At 36.8% G+C, this 21,338-nt stretch carries 13 protein-coding genes and 4 pseudogenes; 4 read left to right on the forward strand and 13 right to left on the reverse strand.

The window, feature by feature from the left end; all coding sequences use genetic code 11:
* Positions 1–64 precede the first annotated feature (64 nt).
* The 6 genes and pseudogenes from Q5W13_RS23615 to Q5W13_RS23640 all read right to left on the reverse strand — a co-directional run bounded on the left by Q5W13_RS23615 (position 65) and on the right by Q5W13_RS23640 (position 8,195).
* A pseudogene (locus Q5W13_RS23615) lies at positions 65–2,975 on the reverse strand (serine hydrolase domain-containing protein).
* Between the two features lie 105 nt (positions 2,976–3,080).
* Complete coding sequence (locus Q5W13_RS23620; protein WP_155596862.1) at positions 3,081–3,563, reverse strand: ABC transporter ATPase; 483 nt, start codon at positions 3,561–3,563, stop codon at positions 3,081–3,083.
* A gap of 38 nt (positions 3,564–3,601) precedes the next feature.
* Positions 3,602–4,393, reverse strand: a complete 792-nt coding sequence (locus Q5W13_RS23625; protein ID WP_304444782.1) for a (Fe-S)-binding protein — start codon at positions 4,391–4,393, stop codon at positions 3,602–3,604.
* Between the two features lie 52 nt (positions 4,394–4,445).
* Positions 4,446–5,771 (reverse strand): 4Fe-4S dicluster domain-containing protein, encoded by a 1,326-nt coding sequence (locus Q5W13_RS23630; RefSeq protein ID WP_155596864.1) that lies wholly within the window; start codon positions 5,769–5,771, stop codon positions 4,446–4,448.
* Positions 5,772–6,689: an MlaD family protein gene (locus Q5W13_RS23635; RefSeq protein WP_304444783.1), complete on the reverse strand. Its 918-nt coding sequence runs from the start codon at positions 6,687–6,689 to the stop codon at positions 5,772–5,774.
* A gap of 153 nt (positions 6,690–6,842) precedes the next feature.
* Complete coding sequence (locus Q5W13_RS23640) at positions 6,843–8,195, reverse strand: N-acetylmuramoyl-L-alanine amidase family protein (protein WP_304444784.1); 1,353 nt, start codon at positions 8,193–8,195, stop codon at positions 6,843–6,845.
* 105 nt (positions 8,196–8,300) lie between these two features.
* On the opposite strand from Q5W13_RS23640, the pseudogene Q5W13_RS23645 reads away from it, so the two are divergent.
* Both Q5W13_RS23645 and Q5W13_RS23650 read left to right on the forward strand, forming a co-directional pair.
* Positions 8,301–11,047 (forward strand): annotated as a pseudogene (locus Q5W13_RS23645) (putative LPS assembly protein LptD).
* 96 nt (positions 11,048–11,143) lie between these two features.
* Complete coding sequence (locus Q5W13_RS23650; RefSeq protein ID WP_304444785.1) at positions 11,144–11,524, forward strand: RidA family protein; 381 nt, start codon at positions 11,144–11,146, stop codon at positions 11,522–11,524.
* A 63-nt stretch (positions 11,525–11,587) separates the two neighbouring features.
* Here the strand turns inward: Q5W13_RS23650 and Q5W13_RS23655 are convergent, their stop codons facing one another.
* From Q5W13_RS23655 to Q5W13_RS25600, 6 genes and pseudogenes are all read right to left on the reverse strand, one after another.
* Complete coding sequence (locus tag Q5W13_RS23655) at positions 11,588–12,439, reverse strand: N-acetylglucosamine kinase (protein ID WP_155596868.1); 852 nt, start codon at positions 12,437–12,439, stop codon at positions 11,588–11,590.
* Positions 12,440–12,521: 82 nt separating this feature from the next.
* Entirely contained in the window at positions 12,522–13,523 is a 1,002-nt protein-coding gene (gap, locus tag Q5W13_RS23660; RefSeq protein WP_155596869.1) for a type I glyceraldehyde-3-phosphate dehydrogenase, read from the reverse strand.
* A 21-nt stretch (positions 13,524–13,544) separates the two neighbouring features.
* Positions 13,545–14,533: pseudogene (gene pfkA, locus Q5W13_RS23665) on the reverse strand (6-phosphofructokinase).
* Positions 14,534–14,806: 273 nt separating this feature from the next.
* Entirely contained in the window at positions 14,807–15,592 is a 786-nt protein-coding gene (locus Q5W13_RS25595; protein WP_368662365.1) for a translocation/assembly module TamB domain-containing protein, read from the reverse strand.
* Positions 15,593–15,615: 23 nt separating this feature from the next.
* Entirely contained in the window at positions 15,616–18,753 is a 3,138-nt protein-coding gene (locus Q5W13_RS23670) for a translocation/assembly module TamB domain-containing protein (RefSeq protein ID WP_368662366.1), read from the reverse strand.
* A gap of 29 nt (positions 18,754–18,782) precedes the next feature.
* Complete coding sequence (locus Q5W13_RS25600) at positions 18,783–19,241, reverse strand: hypothetical protein (protein WP_368662367.1); 459 nt, start codon at positions 19,239–19,241, stop codon at positions 18,783–18,785.
* Between the two features lie 57 nt (positions 19,242–19,298).
* Here Q5W13_RS25600 and tsaD point away from each other — a divergent pair.
* Positions 19,299–20,355: pseudogene (gene tsaD, locus Q5W13_RS23675) on the forward strand (tRNA (adenosine(37)-N6)-threonylcarbamoyltransferase complex transferase subunit TsaD).
* 73 nt (positions 20,356–20,428) lie between these two features.
* A complete protein-coding gene (locus Q5W13_RS23680; protein WP_304444786.1) occupies positions 20,429–21,136 on the forward strand; it encodes a 16S rRNA (uracil(1498)-N(3))-methyltransferase in 708 nt (235 codons plus the stop codon).
* Positions 21,137–21,148: 12 nt separating this feature from the next.
* On the opposite strand, the gene Q5W13_RS23685 is transcribed toward Q5W13_RS23680, so the two are convergent.
* The gene (locus tag Q5W13_RS23685) at positions 21,149–21,310 is read right to left on the reverse strand and encodes a hypothetical protein (RefSeq protein WP_304444787.1); all 162 of its coding nucleotides are present in this window, start codon (positions 21,308–21,310) and stop codon (positions 21,149–21,151) included.
* Positions 21,311–21,338 lie beyond the last annotated feature (28 nt).

Genomic DNA, 21,338 nt, shown 5'->3' on the forward strand with positions numbered 1-21,338 from the left:
CGGCGTAATTACTGCTGTTTAATTATCTAAAAATTAGACTGATAGAAAATAGAATAGCATCTATTTAATTTACGATAGCATCGTAAATCACCTGTTGAATTCGGGTTCGTAAACCTGATTTAATCAAAAGAGTATTTGAGAAGAAGGGTAAGTTCTATTAGATAAAAATACATAGACAATTTCTTCTTCAGGGTCTGCCCAAGTATAAGTTCCTGTAAAACCACTATGTCCAAAACTTTTTCGAGAAACACATCCGCAAGTAGGACCACTATCTTTTAACTGTGGTTTGTCAAAACCAACACCACGTCTCACGTTTTTATCGCAAAAGTAACAGGTATTGAATTTTTTAACGGTTCGTGTATCCAAAAATCGTGTACCTCCATAAAAGCCATTTTGCAAGTACATTTGCATAATCTTAGCTACGTCTCCCGCATTGCTAAAAAGTCCGGCATGACCGCCAACACCACCTTGCATAGCTGCGCCCATATCATGAACATAACCCTGAACGGTCTCGTAACGGTAATATTTATCTTCCTCAGAAGGAACAATTCTGCTCTTTGGAAATTTTTCTAGTGGATTGTAACTGGTACTTGTTGCACCTATTGGCTGGTATAGAAATTTATCTACTTGTTCATCTACACGTTTCTTCCCTACCTTTTCTATGTATTTTTTCATTACATAATAGCCCACATCACTATACCTATACCGGTTAGATTTTAAATCTTGACGACCAATTCTGTTGTATATAGAATCGTTGTAAGCATCTGCTAAATAAAGTTTGTCGGTTACTTTATAAGAAAAACCATCCGTAGGTTCTGTTCTATAGAATTCTTTTGATGGCTTCCTATCCTTATCTAAGGTGTCTACATAAAAAGCAATCCATGCTGGTAGCCTTCCGTAGTGTGATAATGCTTTAAGTACGGTAACGTTCTTTAATTCGGTGTCCGCATATGCGGGAATCAATTCTTGAAATGTATTATTTAGTTTAATGTCTCCCTCTTCCTCCATTTTCATAATCATAGGAAGAGTCCCTAAAATTTTGGTGATGGAAGCCAAATCATAAATATTATCTGGTGTAATACTGTCTTTAGAGTCATAAGTGGGTTTTCCAAAACCTTTATTGTAAATGACCTTTCCTCTTCTGGCAATCAAAACTTGGGCGTATGGAAACATAAGAGAATCTAACCCATGTTGAACCAAAGTATCTACTTCTGCGAGTTTAGCGGCATCAAAACCAACTCTTTCTGGGAAGCTATACCCCAACCTGAGTAATGATTTTAGTTTAATCTGAGTATTTACCGGAAAATCTTTGTGAGCCGTAACAGGAAGCTTACCCTCTGCTGGAATAGCGCCAAAAATTAGTTGTGCTGCCTTACGCTGCGCTAATTCACTATTTTGATACGCTACCACTACTCCATCTATACTTTTGAAAGAAGACACATCTAAAAGTGCATACGGCTTGGCAAATACAGAAAGGATAACGTTAGACGTTCGCTCATTGGCTATTTCTTGCAACCATTGTAATTCCTTCTTTGAAAACTTATACGCTTTCCAAGGACTTTCATTGCTCTTATGATGACCTATAATCACCAAGTTATAATCTTTAAGCTTATTCTTCAACGTGGCTATATCACTACCGTTCACTTGCGTTACCGTTGCATACTTGTTCAGCTCTTCTATAAACGGGTCACTATCTGCATCACCAAACTTTACGTATGCAATTTTTTTATTTTCTAACCGCTTAACACCCATCAAGTAGAAATTATTCTTTACGATAGTCAAGGCATTTTCAATAGCCTCTTCATAAATTAGGTCATCGGTTCTTGAGTTAAGGTCCTCATACAGGTTTTCTAACGCTATAGGCTTATAGCTATTTAGTCCAACCTTGTATTTAGCCATTAAAATCTTCTTAACGGAACTAGCCAACCTTTCTTCGGAAATCTTACCCTTATCGTATGCTTTTGTTAACTTTTCTTTCGCCTTTTTCACTTCTGTAGGCATTAACAAAATATCATTACCAGCCATAAACGCAGCCACTTCAGCATCACCATCTTTTCCATGGTTAGTAACACCCTTCATATTAAGGGCATCCGTAAACACCAGTCCTTCAAAGCACATTTGTTCCTTTAGCAATCCAGAATAATTTGCTCGGATAGCGAAGAAGGAAGTTCTTTTTTCAACTCTAATGCCGGAACCTCTAAGTGGGCGACCATAACACTACTTAACCCTGCATCTATCAATCTTCTGAACGGATATAGCTCTACACTATCCAAACGTTCTTTTGTAAAATTGATAATTGGTAGTGCTTTATGCGAATCTGTAGCCGTATCTCCGTGACCCGGAAAATGTTTTCCGCTAGAAAGTACTCCTACACTTTCCATACCTTTCATAAAAGCAATACCCTTTTCGGCAACGTTTTCTCGGTCTTCACCAAAAGAACGATTACCTATAATGGGATTTTGAGGATTTGTATTAATATCCACATCGGGAGCAAAATTAATGTGCACCCCCAAACGCTTGGCATGTTCACCAATACGTTTACCTACTTTATGTACAATTGTATTATCCGTTATTGCGCCAAGAGTCATATTCCATGGAAAAGCATAGGTAGAATCTAACCGCATGGCAAGACCCCACTCCGCATCCATACCAATCATAAGTGGTACTTTTGAAACCGACTGAAACTCGTTCGTTAATTTTGCTTGTCTTACTGGGCCTCCTGTAGAAAAAATGACGCCTCCTATTTGCTCTTCTTTAATAAGTGCCTTCACTTTATCCGTACTGGATTTTGCTTGATCAGAAGCAACCATAACCATAAACAGTTGGCCTAACTTCTGCTCCAAAGTCATTTCATCATAACGTGCATCAACCCATTTGCTTTGGCTCAAACTATCTTTGGTAACCAAAGGATGTTGCTGGGCACTTGCACTCAGAAATACAAAAAAAAGTAAGGAAAAAATTGGAAAAACCCGCATTACAAAATTGATCTATGGCAATAACTAAAAACTAAATGGAATATTGCATTTCATCCGATATATATAACAAAATCAATACCTCAGAAAAAGAAATAGATTTTCGTTTTACAAGAAACGAGAATGCCAGCTCTCCGAAGCAGGTACTTCCCAGTGCTCTTGGTACTCCAATTTATTAGTAACCAAGTTGTTGAAAACAATAGTGTTTTTTGATACTGCTTTCTGCTTGGCCATTTTCTTAAAATCTATCAAAGATTTATAAGCTATATGCTCGCCCTGCTTATAGGAAACATTCATTTTATCCAATAACTCAACATTATACTTTTTTTCTAAATGCTGAATAAAATGTACAGAAGCGTCTATTGAACAACCAGATGCCGCGGTAGCACTTTGGTCCAAAGCCACAATAATAAATCGTCTATATTTTATTTCATAACCAGCTTTTAACTGACTCCCATGGGCAGTCCACTCGGTTATAAATTCATCAAATTCTTTCTGTATTTCCTCTAGTTCTGTATCCGTAAAGCTACGACTACCTTGATAGATCCAAATACGTGAAGCATCCGGTAAAGTATTAAATTCTACTAGCATTTCTAAGTGTTCTAATTTGGGGTTCTTAAATCAGGGCATTACAAATCTCCTGCCGATGCAATAAGTTCGGCTATATCCATTACGGCTATTGCCCCTTCTTTTTCTTTATTTTTAACACCATCCGTCATCATCGTATTACAAAACGGGCATCCCGCTGCAATAATCTCTGGTTTGGTCTCCATTGCCTGTTCGGTACGCTCAATATTAATGTCCTTATCACCTTTTTCCGGTTCTTTAAACATTTGAGCTCCACCAGCACCACAACACAATCCCTTTTCCTTACAGCTTTTCATTTCTATAAGCTCCGCATCCAGTTTGCGAATCAACTCCCGTGGAGCTTCGTAGACATTGTTTGCTCTTCCTAAATAACAAGGGTCATGGTACGTTATACGTTTTCCTTTGAATTGACCTCCTTCTAATGTAATTCTTTTATCATCAAAAAGCGTTTTCAAAAATTGCGTGTGATGAACTACTTCATAATGACCTCCTAGTCCAGGATATTCATTCTTTATAGTATTAAAACAATGCGGACAAGCCGTTACAATTTTATTTATTCCGTAGGCATTCATTACCTCTATATTGGTAGCTGCCTGCATTTGAAAAAGAAATTCATTCCCCGACCTTTTTGCAGGGTCTCCGGTACAACTTTCTTCGGTTCCCAAAACAGCAAAAGATACGTTTGCCCTGTTCAGTAATTGAACAAATGCTTTGGTTATTTTCTTTGCCCTATCGTCAAAACTTCCTGCGCAGCCTACCCAAAATAATACTTCGGGCTTTTGACCGGCGGCAAAAAGTTCTGCCATTGTTGGAACCTTTAATTCGTTCGCCATTATAAAAAATTCAAGTTCTAATAAATTAATTTAAGTAACCTTAAAAGCCTACTTACTCTTCTTTGGCCCAATTTAAGCGGTCCATTTGATTGAAAGGCCATGGAGCACCATTGTTCTCTATGTTACCCATCATATTGTTCAAATCCGTAGGTGCAGCAGACTGCTCCATTACCAAATATTGACGCATATCCATAATTATGGAAAGTGGATCAATACTTACCGGACAAGCTTCAACACATGCATTACAAGTAGTACATGCCCATAATTCTTCACGAGATATATAGCCATCCAACAATTGCTTGCCATCATCAACAAACGTTCCGTTATTGGCGTCTATATTTTTACCTACTTCTGTAAGCCTATCCCTAGTATCCATCATGATTTTCCTAGGAGATAATTTTTTTCCAGTTTGGTTTGCAGGACATTCGTCCGTACAACGACCACACTCTGTACAGGTATATGAATTTAAAAGTTGTACCCAACTCAAATCCGTAACATCAGAAGCACCAAATTTAGCAGGCTCTTCTGCATCTTCTGCAGGAGCTGCAAACGGATCTGCCGAAGGATCCATCATTAATTTCACTTCTGCCGTTACTGCATCTGAATTTTTAAACTGTCCTTTAGGAACCAGTTTTCCATAATACGTATTAGGAAAAGCTAAAAGAATATGCAAATGTTTAGAATAGTAGAGGTAATTCAAAAAGCAAAGAATACCAATAATATGTATCCACCATGCAGTTCTTTCTACAAGAATTAATGAACTTATTGACATCCCTTCAAAAAGCGGCGCTATAAACTGACTTACAGGAAAAGAGCCTGCTTCTATATAATGGGCAGCTCCCATTTGTTGTAATTGATAATCAGCTCCGTTCATTGTTAAAAATAGAGTCATCAATACCAATTCTATATACAGGATAAGATTTCCATCTTCTTTTGGCCATCCTGCCATTTCTGGTTTCATAAACCTTTTAATACGAATGACATTTCTACGTACCCAAAAAATGGTTACCGCAACAATGACCAATATTGCCAATATTTCAAAAGAACCTATCAATGCATCGTAAACAACTCCCAATGGAGCAAAAAGACGATGCGTTCCTAAAATACCGTCTAAAATAATTTCTACTACTTCAATGTTTATGATGATAAAACCAACATATACAATAATATGTAGAAAACCGGCAATAGGACGCACGACCATTTTACTTTGGCCTAAGGCAATTTTTGCCATGTTCTTCCATCGCTGACTTGTATTATCAGAGACATCTACATCTTTACCTAGTTTTATGTTCCTAGACAGACGTTTTACATTTCGCGCAAAAAAGCCTATTCCGGCTATTAATACGATTACAAATAAAATATTTGAGAGGTATTCCATTTATTGTTCTGGTTGTTGAGGATTGGCTGGGTCTTCTTCGGGAAGTTCGTATTCCGTCTGTTTTTTACCAAAAACAGATACATTTACATAACGTTTAGGATTCAGACGAAAATCTTGCAACAAGAGATCTAACTCTCTAGAGGCATTGTTAAGATTATCATATAGCTCTTCATCTTTCACAAGTTTACCAAGTGTTCCGTTTCCGTTTTCAATATTGGCCATTAATGTATTCAAATTGCCCATGGTAGATTCCAAATTTGCCAGTGTACGGCCTAGACCAGCATTATTTAATGAATCTGATAGCTTGGCGAAATTGGATGTCAACTCTTGAAAATTATCTAAAGATTGATTTAATCTACTCTCATTACTACTTAATATTCTATTTAAAACATCGGCACTTTTCTGAAAACTGGCTACTGTACTATTAAGTCCGCTAAGTGTTTGCCTTAAATCATTTTTAGCTCTATCATCCAAAACCTCGTTTACATTCATAAGTAAACTATCTGCATTGGTAACAGCTCCTTCCACTTTTCTCTGCAATGGCGTAAGTTGTTTTTGTACCAATTGGGTAAGTCCCAACTGAATATTACTAGGTAAAGTATCACCAGATACTGCCATTGGCGTACCATCAAAAACGGGTTTTACCTGTATGCCCTTACCCCCAATAATACCTGTATCATATAGTTCTGCAGTACTATGCTTGGAGAAATTGAAATCACTTTTTATAAAAAGTGAAACCAAAAGACTACCACTGTGGTCTTTAAATTTTACATCCGTAACGTTACCTACAACAAAACCGTTTATGGTTACCGGAGTACCTACCTGAAGACCTCCAACTTCTTGATATACAGCATATACAGTTTTTCCATCTTCAAATAATGGCGATGATTTTAAATAGCTAAAGCCTAAAATGAACAACAGTATACCACCTATTACAATGATTCCTGTTTTTATTTCCTGGATAGTTTCAAAAGGATCGATTTTGGGTTAATAAGAGACTGCGTTTAACACATAGGTCTCTAACAAAATTAGAAATAAAATATGGAAGGTACTTACTAATTGATACTAAACCTACTTAAGACTATCTTTAAAAGGTATTCGTTTACCATCTCTATAGGCTACGATGTACGATGTAGTATATCCTTTTGAATCTGCATTGGATTTTAATATTTTCGCTTCTTCTACTGTACTTGCGCTGCCATACACATATCTATACAACCCTTTAAAAGGTTCCTTTTCCACACTAGCCAACCCATTAAAAGAAGAAGAGCGTAATGGAATATTTTTAGCACTGGCCATAATTTGAACTTTATAAACCACATTTGACTTAGCCTCCCTACGAGCAGTAGCCTCATCCCTTCTTTTAGGTTCTTCTATTTTAGAAACAACTGGTTTTCTATTTTCTTTTGCTTCTTCAATTATCTGTGTTGCCGCTTTCTTTTTTGCTTCCACAGGTATCTCTGTTGTCTTAGCAACTATTGGCTCATCCTTTATTTTCTTAGCAACTACTTTTTTCTTTGGCGCAACAGCTTCCTTTTTAGTAACAAGCTCTTCCTTTTTAACTACTTCTGGCTCGGGAGCATCAGGAATAGTATTTATGGAATAATCTGCAACATTGGCCCTCACGTTCTTTTTATAGGTAAGAATGGCGTCTGCAATAGAAGTAGCCATATCATTTTGACCTTTTTTCGAATTTAAATATGCGCCTTCTTCTTTATTGGTTAAAAAACCTGTCTCTACCAATACACTAGGCATAATAGTTTGGTGCAAAACTATAAATCCGGCCTGCTTTACCTTTCTATCGGTCCGCTTTAATTTATTTGAAAAATTATCTTGAATGGCTTTTGCCAAGGCGATACTCTGATCCAAGAACTCTTCTTGCATTATTGTAAGTCCAATAACCGACTCTGGAGAATTGATATCATAACCAGCATACTTTGCCTTATAATCATCCTCCAAATAAATTACGGAGTTCTCTTTCTTTGCAATTTCAAAGTTCTGCTTGTTAGCGTGAAGCCCTAAAACAAACGTTCCTGCACCATGGGCATTTGACGTATGAGAATCACAATGCACAGAAACAAAAAGATCTGCATTCGCCTTATTAGCTATCTGGCCTCGCTCATATAAATCAACAAACGTATCATCGTTACGAGTATAAATAACTTTAATGTCAGGATTTTTCTCAAGAATGGCTCCTGCTTTCAAAACAATGTTCAGGGCAATTTTCTTCTCTAAATACCCATTTCCCATATTACCTGGATCATGCCCGCCATGCCCTGCATCTAGGACAACAATAAACTTATCATCATCACTATCTTCGGTATTATTATTGTGGAAAGAAGATAAAATTAGGGTTAAAAAAACAATAGGAAATAAAAGAAACCGTCGTACGCGCATGTTCACACTGTATTTGTAAGCCTTCATTAATGGTTAAATTTATGGTAACACCCTGTATGGGGAACGAAAAATATATGTAAGTTTGAACTCCGAAAACAAAGCCAAACGGTTACAAAAATAGGATATATAGCCTTGCAATCAAATAAACATTTTTTTCTTTTACTGGTATTGCTATTAGTTGGCACATTCTCCTCACTTGCTCAAGAAGACGGTTTAATACCTCTACCTATTAAAGCAGAAAAGGACACAATTATTGCGCCACTTTTCCCCGACCCTGCAAAAAAAGACAGTATTGCGGGAGATTCCACAACTTTGAAAAAGAAGAACGGAAAGGAACCCCTTCTCCTTGATAAAATTAAATATAAGGCTAAAGACCACGTGCGTCTTAGCCAAAAAGATCAAAAAATATACCTCTACAACGAAGCCGAAATATACTACCAAGATACCGAATTAAAGGCCGGTATAATTATAATGGATTATATTAAAAATGAGGTCTATGCGGGTAGAATTAAAGATTCTTTAGGCAATTACACCCAGCTACCATATTTTAAACAGGGAGATAATGAGATACGCCCTGATAGTATCCGTTTTAATTTTGATAGCCAAAAAGCACTTATTTGGAACTCCAGAACCGAACAACAAGCTGGTTTAGGGCAATTAGGTAGTGATGCCATGAAGGTATACGCCGAAATCACAAAAAAAGAGAACGACTCCGTTTACTTTCTACACGAAGGAAAACTAACAACCTCTTCTGATACCATAAATCCAGATTATTACATCCGCATCAGAAAAGCGAAGTTCGTTCCTAAAAAGAAAGTAATTGCCGGATTCAGCAACCTTTACATTGCAGATGTCCCTACCCCCATAGCACTACCTTTTGCTTATTTTCCATTAACAGTAGGGCGGTCCGCAGGGGTCATGATGCCTACTTTTGGTAACGACCCGGATAGAGGGTATTTTTTACAAAACGGAGGGTATTATGTACCCTTATCGGATTATGCTGATATTACACTTACTGGAGATTTCTATACCAACGGTAGTTATGGTTTTAGAACACAAAGTGTTTACACCAAACGTTATCGTTATCGCGGTAATGTAAACTTTAGATATGAGAACCTGGTAACCAGTCAAAAAGGGTTTGATGACTACAGTAACAGTAAGGTCTGGAATATTCAAGTTTCACACTCGCAAGACACAAAGGCAAGTCCCAATTCGCAATTCTCGGCATCGGTAAATTTAGGAAGTAGTTCCTACTACCAGAACTCATTGAATCAGGTAAACTTACCGCTTACGCAAAACAACAACTTATCCTCATCTATATCGTACTCAAAGACTTTTCCCGCATATCCATCGGTAAATATGAGCCTTACGGCCAGTCATTCTCAGAATACCAGTCCCGCGGCACGGGAAGACCCTACTATAGACAACATACAGATGACGCTACCAACTTTTCAGGCTAGTATGGAACGTATATTTCCATTTGCTAAAAAAGACGGTATAAAAAAGGGGGTGATTCAGAACATTAATTTTCAATATGATGTTAATGCTCGTAACTCACTAACAACCAACGACGAAGATTTTGCTACAGCTGCTATGTTCGACAATGCATTAGTTGGAGCCAAACATAGAATTCCTATTAGTACAAACTTTAAAGTTGCTAAATTCTTTAGCGTTACTATGGGTGGTAGTTATGAGGATGTATGGGCTTTGGAAACCTATACACAACGTTACGAATTAGGTGATGACGGAGCTATAGGTTCCGTAGTGCGAGATACAATTACAGGTTTTGACCGATACAATAAATATAATATGAGTGCCAGTATCGGAACTACCGTTTATGGTACTTTCAACTTTGGAGAAGACAAGAAAATTCAAGCCATACGGCACGTCATGAGACCGTCTTTAAGTTACGGCTACTCCCCTTCCTTTGACCAATTCTATGACGAATACTTGAACAATGATTCCGGTGAAGTTATACAGTACAGTCGTTTTGAGGGCACATTGAACGGAGCACCTAGTTTAGGCAAAAGTAATAGCCTAAGCTTTTCTTTAGCAAACACTTTGGAAGCCAAGGTTACAGATAAGGACTCTACCGCTACGGAGGCAAAAAAGTTCCTATTCTTAGTAACTTCAATATATCTACTGGGTATAATTTTGAATCGGATTCTTTAAAATTAAGTCCACTTAGAATTAATGGAGGTACTACTATTTTGGACAATAAAATGTCTGTCAACTTTTCAGCAGGTTTAGACCCTTACGCTATTGACAATAATGGAAGTAGAATAGAAAAGTTTAATATTGATAACGGAGGAAGTCTATTTAGGTTAACGCAAGCCAATATTAATATAGGTTATTCTATAGACAGCGAAACTTTTGGAAGAAGGAAAGACGACAGGGATAAAGAAAAAGAAGACGAGGCTGGCGCTTACGATTATGTAGCACAAAGTGGCGGTAGAGATGATGACCTTTTTGGTAGAGCAGATAATTTTGATGACCGCCGAAGTGGAGATGACGATATAGAAAAAGATGGCGATATTGAAAACCCTCGTTACGCCACCAAGATTCCGTGGAATTTCCGGCTGGCCTACTCTGCAAGTTATTTTAACTCCGCCCGACAGAACGAATTTAGTAGTCATTCTTTGATGTTCTCCGGTGATATAGAACTGTCTCCTCGTTGGAAAGTGGGAGGGTCTAGTGGTTATGATTTCAAAAACAAAGGTTTCACTCTTACACAGTTACGTTTTGAAAGAGATTTAAAAAGTTTTAGAATGAACTTTAACTGGACGCCTTTTGGACAATACTCCAGATGGTATTACTTTATTGGTATAAAAAGTTCTATCCTCAGTGATTTGAAATGGGAAAACCGAAGTCAAAACTAAAGAGCTAACCAGTTCATATTCTTAAAGAGATTTGCTGTAACATAAGACAGATTTTAGTTTTTCCATTCTACTATATTAACATCAAAACTATAAAACATGAAAAAAATAATTAACACCCCAAATGCACCCGCTCCAATAGGTCCTTATAACCAAGCTATTTTAAGTGGAGATACTTTATACATTTCTGGTCAGATACCTATTGACCCTGCCACAGGCAACCTTGTTGAAGGTGACATATCTAAAGAGACGCGCCAATCTATGGAGAACTTAAAAGCCATACTTACAGCAGCCGATATGACTTTTGAGCACGTGGTAAAAAGTAATATTTTTTTGAACGACATGAACCAGTTTTCGCAAGTAAACGAGGTTTATGGTTCATATTTTAACAGTGAAACAGCTCCTGCTAGAGAAACTGTAGAAGTTGCCAATTTGCCAAAATTCGTAAACGTAGAGATTTCAATGATTGCTGTACGCTAACAAAAAAAAGCAGGCCCTGATTTTTATCAAGGCCTGCTTATATAATATTACAAAGAAGTAAACTTAGATGGTCTTCTTATGAAACTCCATCAAACCTTCTATAGGACGCTGTCTTATAACTCCAACAATTAAATCATTACGTTCTAGCACAGCAATAAGCTCTTCACGAAGGTAATGTGCAATACTACCCACAAAGTTGATCGGTACTTTCGTAGCCAACTCAAACTGCATGATGTAATTATTTACAAACTGTTGAAACCCTTTATCTATTACCCCTTTACAATATGGGTGGTCTTTATTTTCCACTAAAAAGCGAGCAAAAGTAGCTAGATAAGTATTTGGATTAGGCTGCTTGTATAAATTCTCTTTTATAACATCGGCATCTAAATCATACTCCTTATTAAACTTAATACCCAAGTCTTGAGGCATTTTATGAAAATAGTAGTCTCTAATCAACTTTCTACCAAAGAAGTTACCACTACCATCATCCATAGGAATATAACCCAAAGAGGTTACTTTCTGGAACAACTGATGACCATCATAATAACTACAATTAGAACCTGTACCCAAAATACATACAATACCTTGAGAGCCAATTTGTGTAGTTGAGAAAATAGCCGCGTAGGTATCTTCTTTTACATCTGCTTTTGCATTTGGAAAAAACTCCTTAAAAATTTCTCTCAAAAAATTTTTCATGCGGTCAGTACCGCATCCTGCACCGTAAAAATGCAATCTAGAAACCTTTTCTCTATTTTTTGAAAGCTCAAAGTTATTGGCCAATCTATCTTCAATTACCTCTCTTGTCAATACTTCTGGACTCAAACCTAAGGTTTGGGTCATAAACAACTGGTCTCCCTGTTCATCCAAGGCAATCCAATCTGATTTGGTGGCACCACTATCTACAATTAAAATCATAATGTTCGTTTAAAAAAATAATCCTGAAAATAAGCAAAATTTTGCCCACTCTCAGGATTACAATTAGTAATATTTTAAAAAATTACAAACTAGCAACGTGCTGAGCTAAATCTACCATTTTGTTAGAAAAACCAGCTTCGTTATCATACCAGCAAATTAATTTAAAGAACTTAGAGTTCAATTCAATACCAGCACCGGCGTCAAAAATACTTGTACGTTTATCACTTACGAAATCTTGAGAAACAAGAGCCTCTTCAGTATAACCTAATATACCTTTCAACTCGCCTTCAGAAGCCGCTTTGAACGCTTTTTTGATTTCTTCGTAAGAAGTTTCTTTTTCAAGACGAACAGTTAAATCTACTACAGAAACATCTGCAGTTGGTACTCTAAAAGCCATACCTGTAAGTTTTCCTTCTAATGCAGGAATTACTTTAGTTACCGCTTTAGCTGCACCAGTAGATGCAGGTATAATGTTTAACATTGCACTTCTACCACCTCTCCAGTCTTTTCTAGAAGGACCATCAACTGTCATTTGCGTTGCAGTAGTGGCGTGAACTGTAGTCATCAATGCCTCTTCAATACCAAAGTTATCGTTCAATACCTTAGCCATTGGAGCTAAACAGTTAGTAGTACAAGATGCGTTAGAAACGATAGTGTTAGAAGCTTTCACATCTTTATGGTTAACACCCATTACAAACATTGGTGCATCTTTAGATGGAGCAGATATAACAACTTTTTTAGCACCACCATCTATATGGTATTGTGCCATTTCCAAAGTTGTGAAAATACCAGTACATTCAGCAACTATTTCAGCGCCAACTGCATCCCACTTAATACTTTTAGGATCACGTTCTGCTGTAATTCTTACTGTTTTACCGTTAACGATCAAGTGACCATCTTTTACATCAACAGTACCTTCAAATTTTCCATGTACGGAATCATACTTTAAAAGGTAAGCCAAGTGCTCAACATCCAACAAATCGTTGATCGCTACAACATCAACACCTTCTCTTCTTACAGTTTCTCTGAAGACTAATCTTCCGATACGACCGAATCCGTTAATTCCTATTTTTAAATCTGACATGCTCTTTTGTTTTGAATTAAATTATGTTGTCATTATTTCTGATACTCTAATAAGCTCCTTATCAATTTTCGTATGACCCTTTATAGCCTTACTGATAGGAGTTAATATAATCTTGTTGTTCTGAATACCCACCATGAAATTGGTCTGGCCTTCCAACAAACTTTCTACTGCTTTTACTCCCATTCTACTGGCCAACACCCTATCATAACAAGATGGAGCACCACCACGCTGCATGTGACCGAGTACGGAGACCCTTACATCATATATAGGTAAATGTTCTTCTACATATTCCTTAAGTTCAAAGACACTCTTTCCTATCTTATCACCTTCTGCAACAACTACGATACTGGAAGATTTTCCTGACTTCTTACTGCGTTTTAAGGACTCAAGCAAACGCTCAAGACCCCGATTGGCCTCTGGAATCAGAATTTCTTCTGCACCTGCACCAACACCAACGTTCAAAGCAATATGACCTACATCTCTACCCATAACTTCTACGAAGAAAAGTCGATTATGGGAACTGGCCGTATCTCTAATCTTATCTATTACTTCTACTACCGTATTCATGGCCGTATCAAAGCCTACCGTATTAGATGTACCAAATATATCGTTATCAATTGTACTTATGGAATACCTATTATTGGAAAGTGATATTCTTGATTAAACATCATGGCACCGGTAAAACTCCCGTCGCCCCCTATTACAACAAATGCATCAATACCTTCTGCTTGCAATTGCTCATAGGCCTTCTTTCTACCTTCTGGAGTTCTAAAGTCGTCACAACGGGCAGATTTAAGAATCGTACCACCCTTATTAATTATGTTGTTAACGCTTCTTGCGTCCATTGGCTTAAAATCCCCTTCGATCATGCCTTGGTATCCTCTATAGATACCTACACAATCTACTTTCATGTAGGCGCAAGTTCTAACCACGGAGCGTATTGCTGCATTCATGCCGGGGGAATCTCCACCAGAGGTTAAAACACCTATTTTTTTTATTTCTGAAGCCATTGAAAAAAAACTAAGTCGCAAAACTAACAAACTTATTTGAATTCCAACTGTGTTAGGCGTCTAAATTAACATGATGATAACTTAGCACACATTTTCTTAATAATTATATTTAATTATAACAATTTTACCATTACATACCCTAAAAATTAAGAATATCATAAAATGGGTGTTTATTGAAAAACAGTGCTTTTATAGTCAATTTTTGAGACTTTTTAGAAAGTTCACCACCCTATCTGAAGATGTTTTTTTCAAGAAGTTCCGTTATAACTGGTTTTACTTTAACCGTTTATCTTTGGGATAGAACTTTAATAAACTATCCCTACCCATTACCGAACTTGGGACTTCGTTGGGTTCTGGAAGTTTTTTCTTTGGCTCCTCCTTTTTCATGATGGTCTGAAAAAGTTCTCTAAAACTATTAAAATCTACTTCATAGGAGATACCTACACCTTGAGTATACCCCAATCTATCTGCTAAATATTCCTGTATTTCATTTTCTCTGTTGAAAAACTTTGCACTTAATGTTCCTTCTTCATTTAACAACAGTTGAATTTCAAAGTCACCGGCAACAACTGTTTCCGTTGTTCCTCCAACCGGAACCCCCACTTTACCGTTAAATAGTAAACGATCACTTATCTGTGTAGATACGGTTACCCCTATCCTATTTTCAGTTTGATAATCTGCGCTTCTATCTAAAATACCCTGCTCATAAGAAAGGCCAAGATTAAACTTTTCATTTTCACCCAAAACTTGATTCAACAATCCCGATGCCGATTGCAACAAGTTACCCGTGAGCGCTTGCTGGTCAATACCTGTCTGGTCATTTACAAACGAACCCTGTGCTAATAAGAATAATGCATTCCGTTCTTCTACAGTTGGATCCTGAAGGCGATATTCCAACTCAGACTGCACAATAGAATTGGTTCCTGGAAAATCAATATTAAATTCAATATCAGGACTTTCAAGGTCATCAGTGAGCTTAATAACTACTTCCGTAGGTATTCGCCTAGTATAACCAGGATTATCCAACAGTGGAGCCGGGTTTGCATTTAAAGCATACACCGCTTCAAGATCTAACGTAGCTTTTAGAGGTTCACGATCCCAAACAATGGTTCCCCAGGTTTTACCTGAAAAGTTTTATTGATAACCCCACCAAACTTGTAATTGTATTGACCTTCCACAACAACAAAATCACCATACATTTCAAAAGCACCACGGGTATTTATACGAATCAATAAAATCCCTACTCCACTACCCCTTAAAGAACTTCCTGTCTTGGTATCCGTTACAATCTCTACTTCTGCATCTGGGGTAACATCTAAATCAAAAGTAAGCTCTACACCTTGGAACCCATCTAGAACACGCTCCTCTTCTACATGGTTTAGCTCATTCTTTTCAACAAAATTGATAAAAGAATAATCTCCTATGGAAGCCACATCGCTTAACGGAATCTTCAAAGAGGTTCCCTTAGCTGTTTTTCCTTCTACCTTAATGTTCAATGCTTTTGTAGGCCCAAAAATCCTTCCTTTTCCATCTAAATAACCAGTTCCATAATAAAGAACCTCTTCTTCAAAATCAGTATTTAAGATTAGAAAACCATTGTCTTTTGTATCAACATTCAAATCAAGAAGCCAATTATGAAAGAAGGAATGACTAATGGTACCATCTAAAACTGCCTTTGTATTCTTGGCTACATCAGTAACTTTAATCTGATCAAAATCAAAAGTTTGTTTACTAAGGTTCACCCTAGAATTGGCAGCAAAATTATAATCTACATTCAAATATGGCACACCCAATCCCGCTTTATCCAAAGTTAAAACACCGCTAAAATCCGGGTTATCTACCGAACCTTGAATCCGTGCATTACCACTAACAAAACCACGTATATTACTAATAATATTCTCCCCTAAAGGAGCAAATGGCTCTAAATTAAACTTATCTAAACTAACCAACAGGTCAGCCTTGGGCATATCCTCCTTATTATTTATGTTTCCAACAACGCTTAGCTTTTCAATACCTTTGTCAGTAATTTGGGAATTTACGGCAAACTCCGTCAAATCTTTATTACCCACAATACCCACCGTTAAGTCTCCCAAACGCATGTCATTAATAGAGAAGTCATCTACCGCAAGATTAGAGGACGGTAAATAAATATTGTCTTTCTGGAGAATATTAAGCGTACCGTTCACCTCGCCTTGTAACCTAAGGCTATCTATTGCCGGTGTTATTTTATTAAGCGAAACAATCTTAAACTCAAGTTGTAAATCTTTATATGTAGAATCTGCCAATTGCCCTTTTAGCCTTATCTGCTCCTGAGCGCTGTTGTTCATTACAATCTCCCGAATATCAATACTATCCAGTGTACGATTAATGACAACTTTATTCTTGTTATCCCCATCTTTATTAAGAACCCATTTGTTCCCCTTAAAGTTTATATCGGACGTTTTCAAACCTATTACCGATTTGTTGTCTTTATTAAATGTATGGTAGAAGTTTAGGTTGTAACTATCATTTAAATCACTTCCTCCTTTAAATTCCGTTCTAAAGAATAAGGTATCTTTTAGGGTCGTGTTTATTAGGTTAAAATCCTTTACATCATAATAATTTGTAGAGAGATCACCAACCGAAATATACGTATTGAATAACGGGTTTTTATTATCTATTTTAACATCAATATTATCCGCTTCATTTCCAAATGCAACTATACTAGGCGATTTGAAGTTTAATTTAAAATCCCCTTCGTCGGCTACTATATTTCCTTTTATAAAGGTATTTGGGTCAAATTTTACCTCAGGAAAAAAGACGTCTACAATCTTATTATAAATCTTAAAATTAAACGCAAGAGTCTGACCGCCAGAAATATTAAAAGGCCTATAGTTGGTATAAATACTACCCAAAGAGTTCTGAACCAATCTTCCGAGTTCAGCAACCCTAAAGCGGCCTTTCATATACCCCGTAATAATGTCCGGAGAGTTAATATCTATTACCCTAACCCCATTATCCTCAAAAGTGGAGGATACCTTAAAATCTTCAAAATAATAGGTGTCATTCTTATTCTGAAATATGGTCTTTGTAAACTTGACATCACCCACAAGATTATCCAATGTGTTTCCGGTAACATCCATATTTACATTCCCCTTAAAAATGGAAATGCTGTCTTTAATAAAGTTCAACTTATTTAAATCTGCATAGTCTACGGAAGCAATAAAATTGAAATCATTACGGTCCTCTCCAAAATCTGCAAGTCCTTTAAAACTAAACTTAACATTTTCATCATTGCTCAACAGCGTACCATCAAACAACTGTTCTTTTAATATTCCCGAGACCTTTAGGTCATTGTACTCATAATTATTGAATTCTATGGAGTACACCTCTCCAATAACCTCCGTATTTAAAGTCTCTTGAACAAATCCTTTTCCTTCTACATTAAAATCCAAAGAGGTCTTACCTAGTCTATTGTTCTCAGTAAAATCTCCTAAATCAAAATCTATTAGAGACACAAAACCTTTGTACTTTGCATTATCTATATTATTGATGTCCGAAAGCGTCAAATCTGCATAACTACTACCAATTGCAGTATTCAAGTTTACCTTGGCATCTATAGAATTCTCCGTAATAACCGTATTACCACGAATGGTAAATTGCCCTAATTTTTGAAATGAAGAAGGCAGGGATTTACCCAAAATATTAGGCATTAACGAGCGTAACTCATAGTAACTAGAGGTTACGTTTTTCATATCGGCATGCATAACAAAGGGCTTCTTCCGAACAAAAAGGTTTTTAAAATTGAAGTCTCCTCTTATTCCCGTGTTATCGGACTGTAGAAAAAGTTCATCGGCATTTAAATCATTTAAAACACCACTTACTTTGGATGAAAAATTAACCGTCTTTCCTTTCCCGAACTGGTCATAAAGTAGGTTGATTTCATCAAAAGCAACCTCTGACTCTACGAACTCCGCTTTTAAATTCACTTTATTTAAAAAGTCAGCAAAATCTTTTCGTTCATAATCAAAAACCAAATCCCCTTTTAACTTAGAGCCTTCGGTCTTTATTCGCAACGAGTCAAAACGCATCTGCTGCTTGGTATACTTAAAGTCCGTAGCCATCTGCTTTACATTGATGCCCCGCTGACTATTAAAAGCCATAGAATTTATCTTGGCCGATACTTGTGGACCTAAGATTTGGAAATCCGTAGCTCCAATATTTAGCTCTTCAAAATCCAACAAAAGTTCATTTTCGAAATTTTCATCAATTAATCGGAAATTACTATTAGAAATTTGGACATCAGAAGACGAGAAAAAGAAAGGGTCCGTACTATAGGTTTCCGAGGTTTTCCATCATCAAATTTATCAATGAAAACCTCAAGATTCGTGTTCCTATTGTCTAAATAGGTTTTTAGTTTAAAATCAAGTTCATCAATTTTAATATCGCCAAATTCCAGTTTACCCTTACTTAGATTACGAACACTTAGAATAGAGGTAGTAAGCTTGTTTACGTAGAAAATAGTATCCTTTTGGTAATCCTCAATATAAATACCTTCAAGATTAGTATCCCAAGTAATTAAGGAAATACGAAGTTTATCTATATTAATATTTGTGCCAAAATCCTTATTGATCGTCGTGTCAGTAGCATACTTAGCAAAACTGGTCTGAACGAATGGCAACGAAAGGATGACCGTACCTAAAATACAGATCAGCACGAGTACCATCATGGTTCTAATCAGTATTTTTCTAAGTTTTTTGATAGGTCTTTATGTTTTACCTTTGCGATGTCAATTTTTATTCCAAACTCGGTGAAAAACGAAACTATTTATATTCTTGCTATAGAATCTTCTTGCGACGACACTTCTGCTGCTATTTTAAGCAATAAAAAAGTGCTCAGTAATGTAACGGCCACACAAAAAATTCACGAGGAATATGGGGGTGTTGTACCTGAACTTGCCTCACGGGCTCACCAACAAAACATTGTTCCTGTAGTACACCAAGCTTTGGATAAAGCAAATATCGACAAAAAACTAGTATCTGCCATAGCTTTTACACGCGGTCCTGGATTGATGGGTTCACTTCTTGTTGGAACCTCGTTCGCAAAGTCACTTTCGTTGGGTCTTAACGTCCCCCTCTAATTGAGGTAAATCATATGCAAGCGCACATCTTGGCCCACTTTATTGAAGGGCAACCAGATGGTACTCCGGAGTTTCCTTTTTTAGCAATGACCATAAGCGGTGGTCACACGCAAATTGTATTGGTCAGAGATTATTTTGACATGGAAATATTAGGTGAAACCCTAGATGACGCTGTGGGCGAAGCATATGATAAAAGCGCCAAAATTTTAGGACTGCCCTACATGGCGGCCCATTGGTAGATAAATACGCACAAGAAGGAAACCCCAAAGCCTTTCTTTTTCCTAAACCAAAGGTTGATGGACTAAACTTTAGCTTTAGTGGTTTAAAAACAAGCATTTTATACTTTGTGCAAAGGGAAACCGCGAAGAATCCTGATTTTGTTAAAGAAAACCTAAAAGACATCTGCGCATCCATCCAAAAAACAATCATCAATATTTTGATGGACAAACTTAAAAAAGCAGTTGAACAGACCGGAATTACTCAAATAGCTATTGGTGGTGGTGTAAGTGCTAATTCAGGCATTAGAAATGCACTTAAAATTGCCGAAAAAAATAGAGGTTGGAAAACTTTTATTCCAAAATTTGAATACTGTACAGATAATGCGGCTATGATCGGTATTGTTGGCCTCCTTAAATACCAACAAAACAAATTTGCAAAACAAGACGTTTCCGCCAAGCCTCGTTACGTTGTATCTTCCAAATAAATGGATGTTGGAATTTAAATCCCTGATTCTTTTGTAAATTTCTACCGTTCAAAATTGTTTAAAACTTTACCCTATGCAACTATTTTATAATCCGGATTTAGACAAGAGTATTTCTCAATTTACCTTCTCCCAAGAAGAAAGCAGACATATTGTAAAAGTACTGCGTAAAAAGGAGGGTGATATACTGCATATTACAAACGGAAAAGGCTATATTTTTGAATCTGAAATTTTACTCCCAGATCAAAAGAGATGCAAAGCCCAGATTGTCTCCACCAAGAAAAAACATGCAAAAGCCCATTGGTTGCACATTGTAGTGGCGCCAACCAAAAATAATGACAGGTTTGAATGGTTTCTAGAAAAAGCCACAGAAATAGGCGTGAATGAGATTACTCCTATATTTTGCGATAGATCAGAAAGAAAAGTAATAAAAAAAGAACGATTGGAAAAGGTGATTCAATCTGCTATGAAACAAAGCTTGCGTACCTACTTGCCCAGACTTAATGATGCCATTTCTTTTAAGGACTTTATGGAACAGGAACAAAACGGACTTTTATTCATCGCACATTGTGAAGAGGAAGAGAAAGTAGATTTAAAACGAAGAGTAGCACCTGATAAAGATATTACCATTCTGATTGGTCCAGAAGGTGATTTTTCACAAAATGAAATCAGTAACGCTTACGAGAAAGGCTTTCTACCTGTTTCTTTAGGCGAATACCGTCTTCGTACTGAAACAGCAGCAATAGTAGCCTGTACAACCGTAAATATGATTAACAACGGGTAGTATTGTAATTAGCTATCTAAGGAGTTTTGTTTTAGTGGCCGCGGTGATATCATACGCTTCAGTTTCCATCAAAATAATAAGATTTAGTTTTTCATCTTTTTTAACTTCAGTAGGTATTTTCATAGAAGATATTCCCTCCAAACCTTTGATTGCAATTCTCTTTTCCGCAACCACAATATTGCTGTTTGTTAACGTTTTGTTT

Source organism: Zobellia laminariae (assembly GCF_030553095.1).
GTDB lineage: Bacteria > Bacteroidota > Bacteroidia > Flavobacteriales > Flavobacteriaceae > Zobellia > Zobellia laminariae.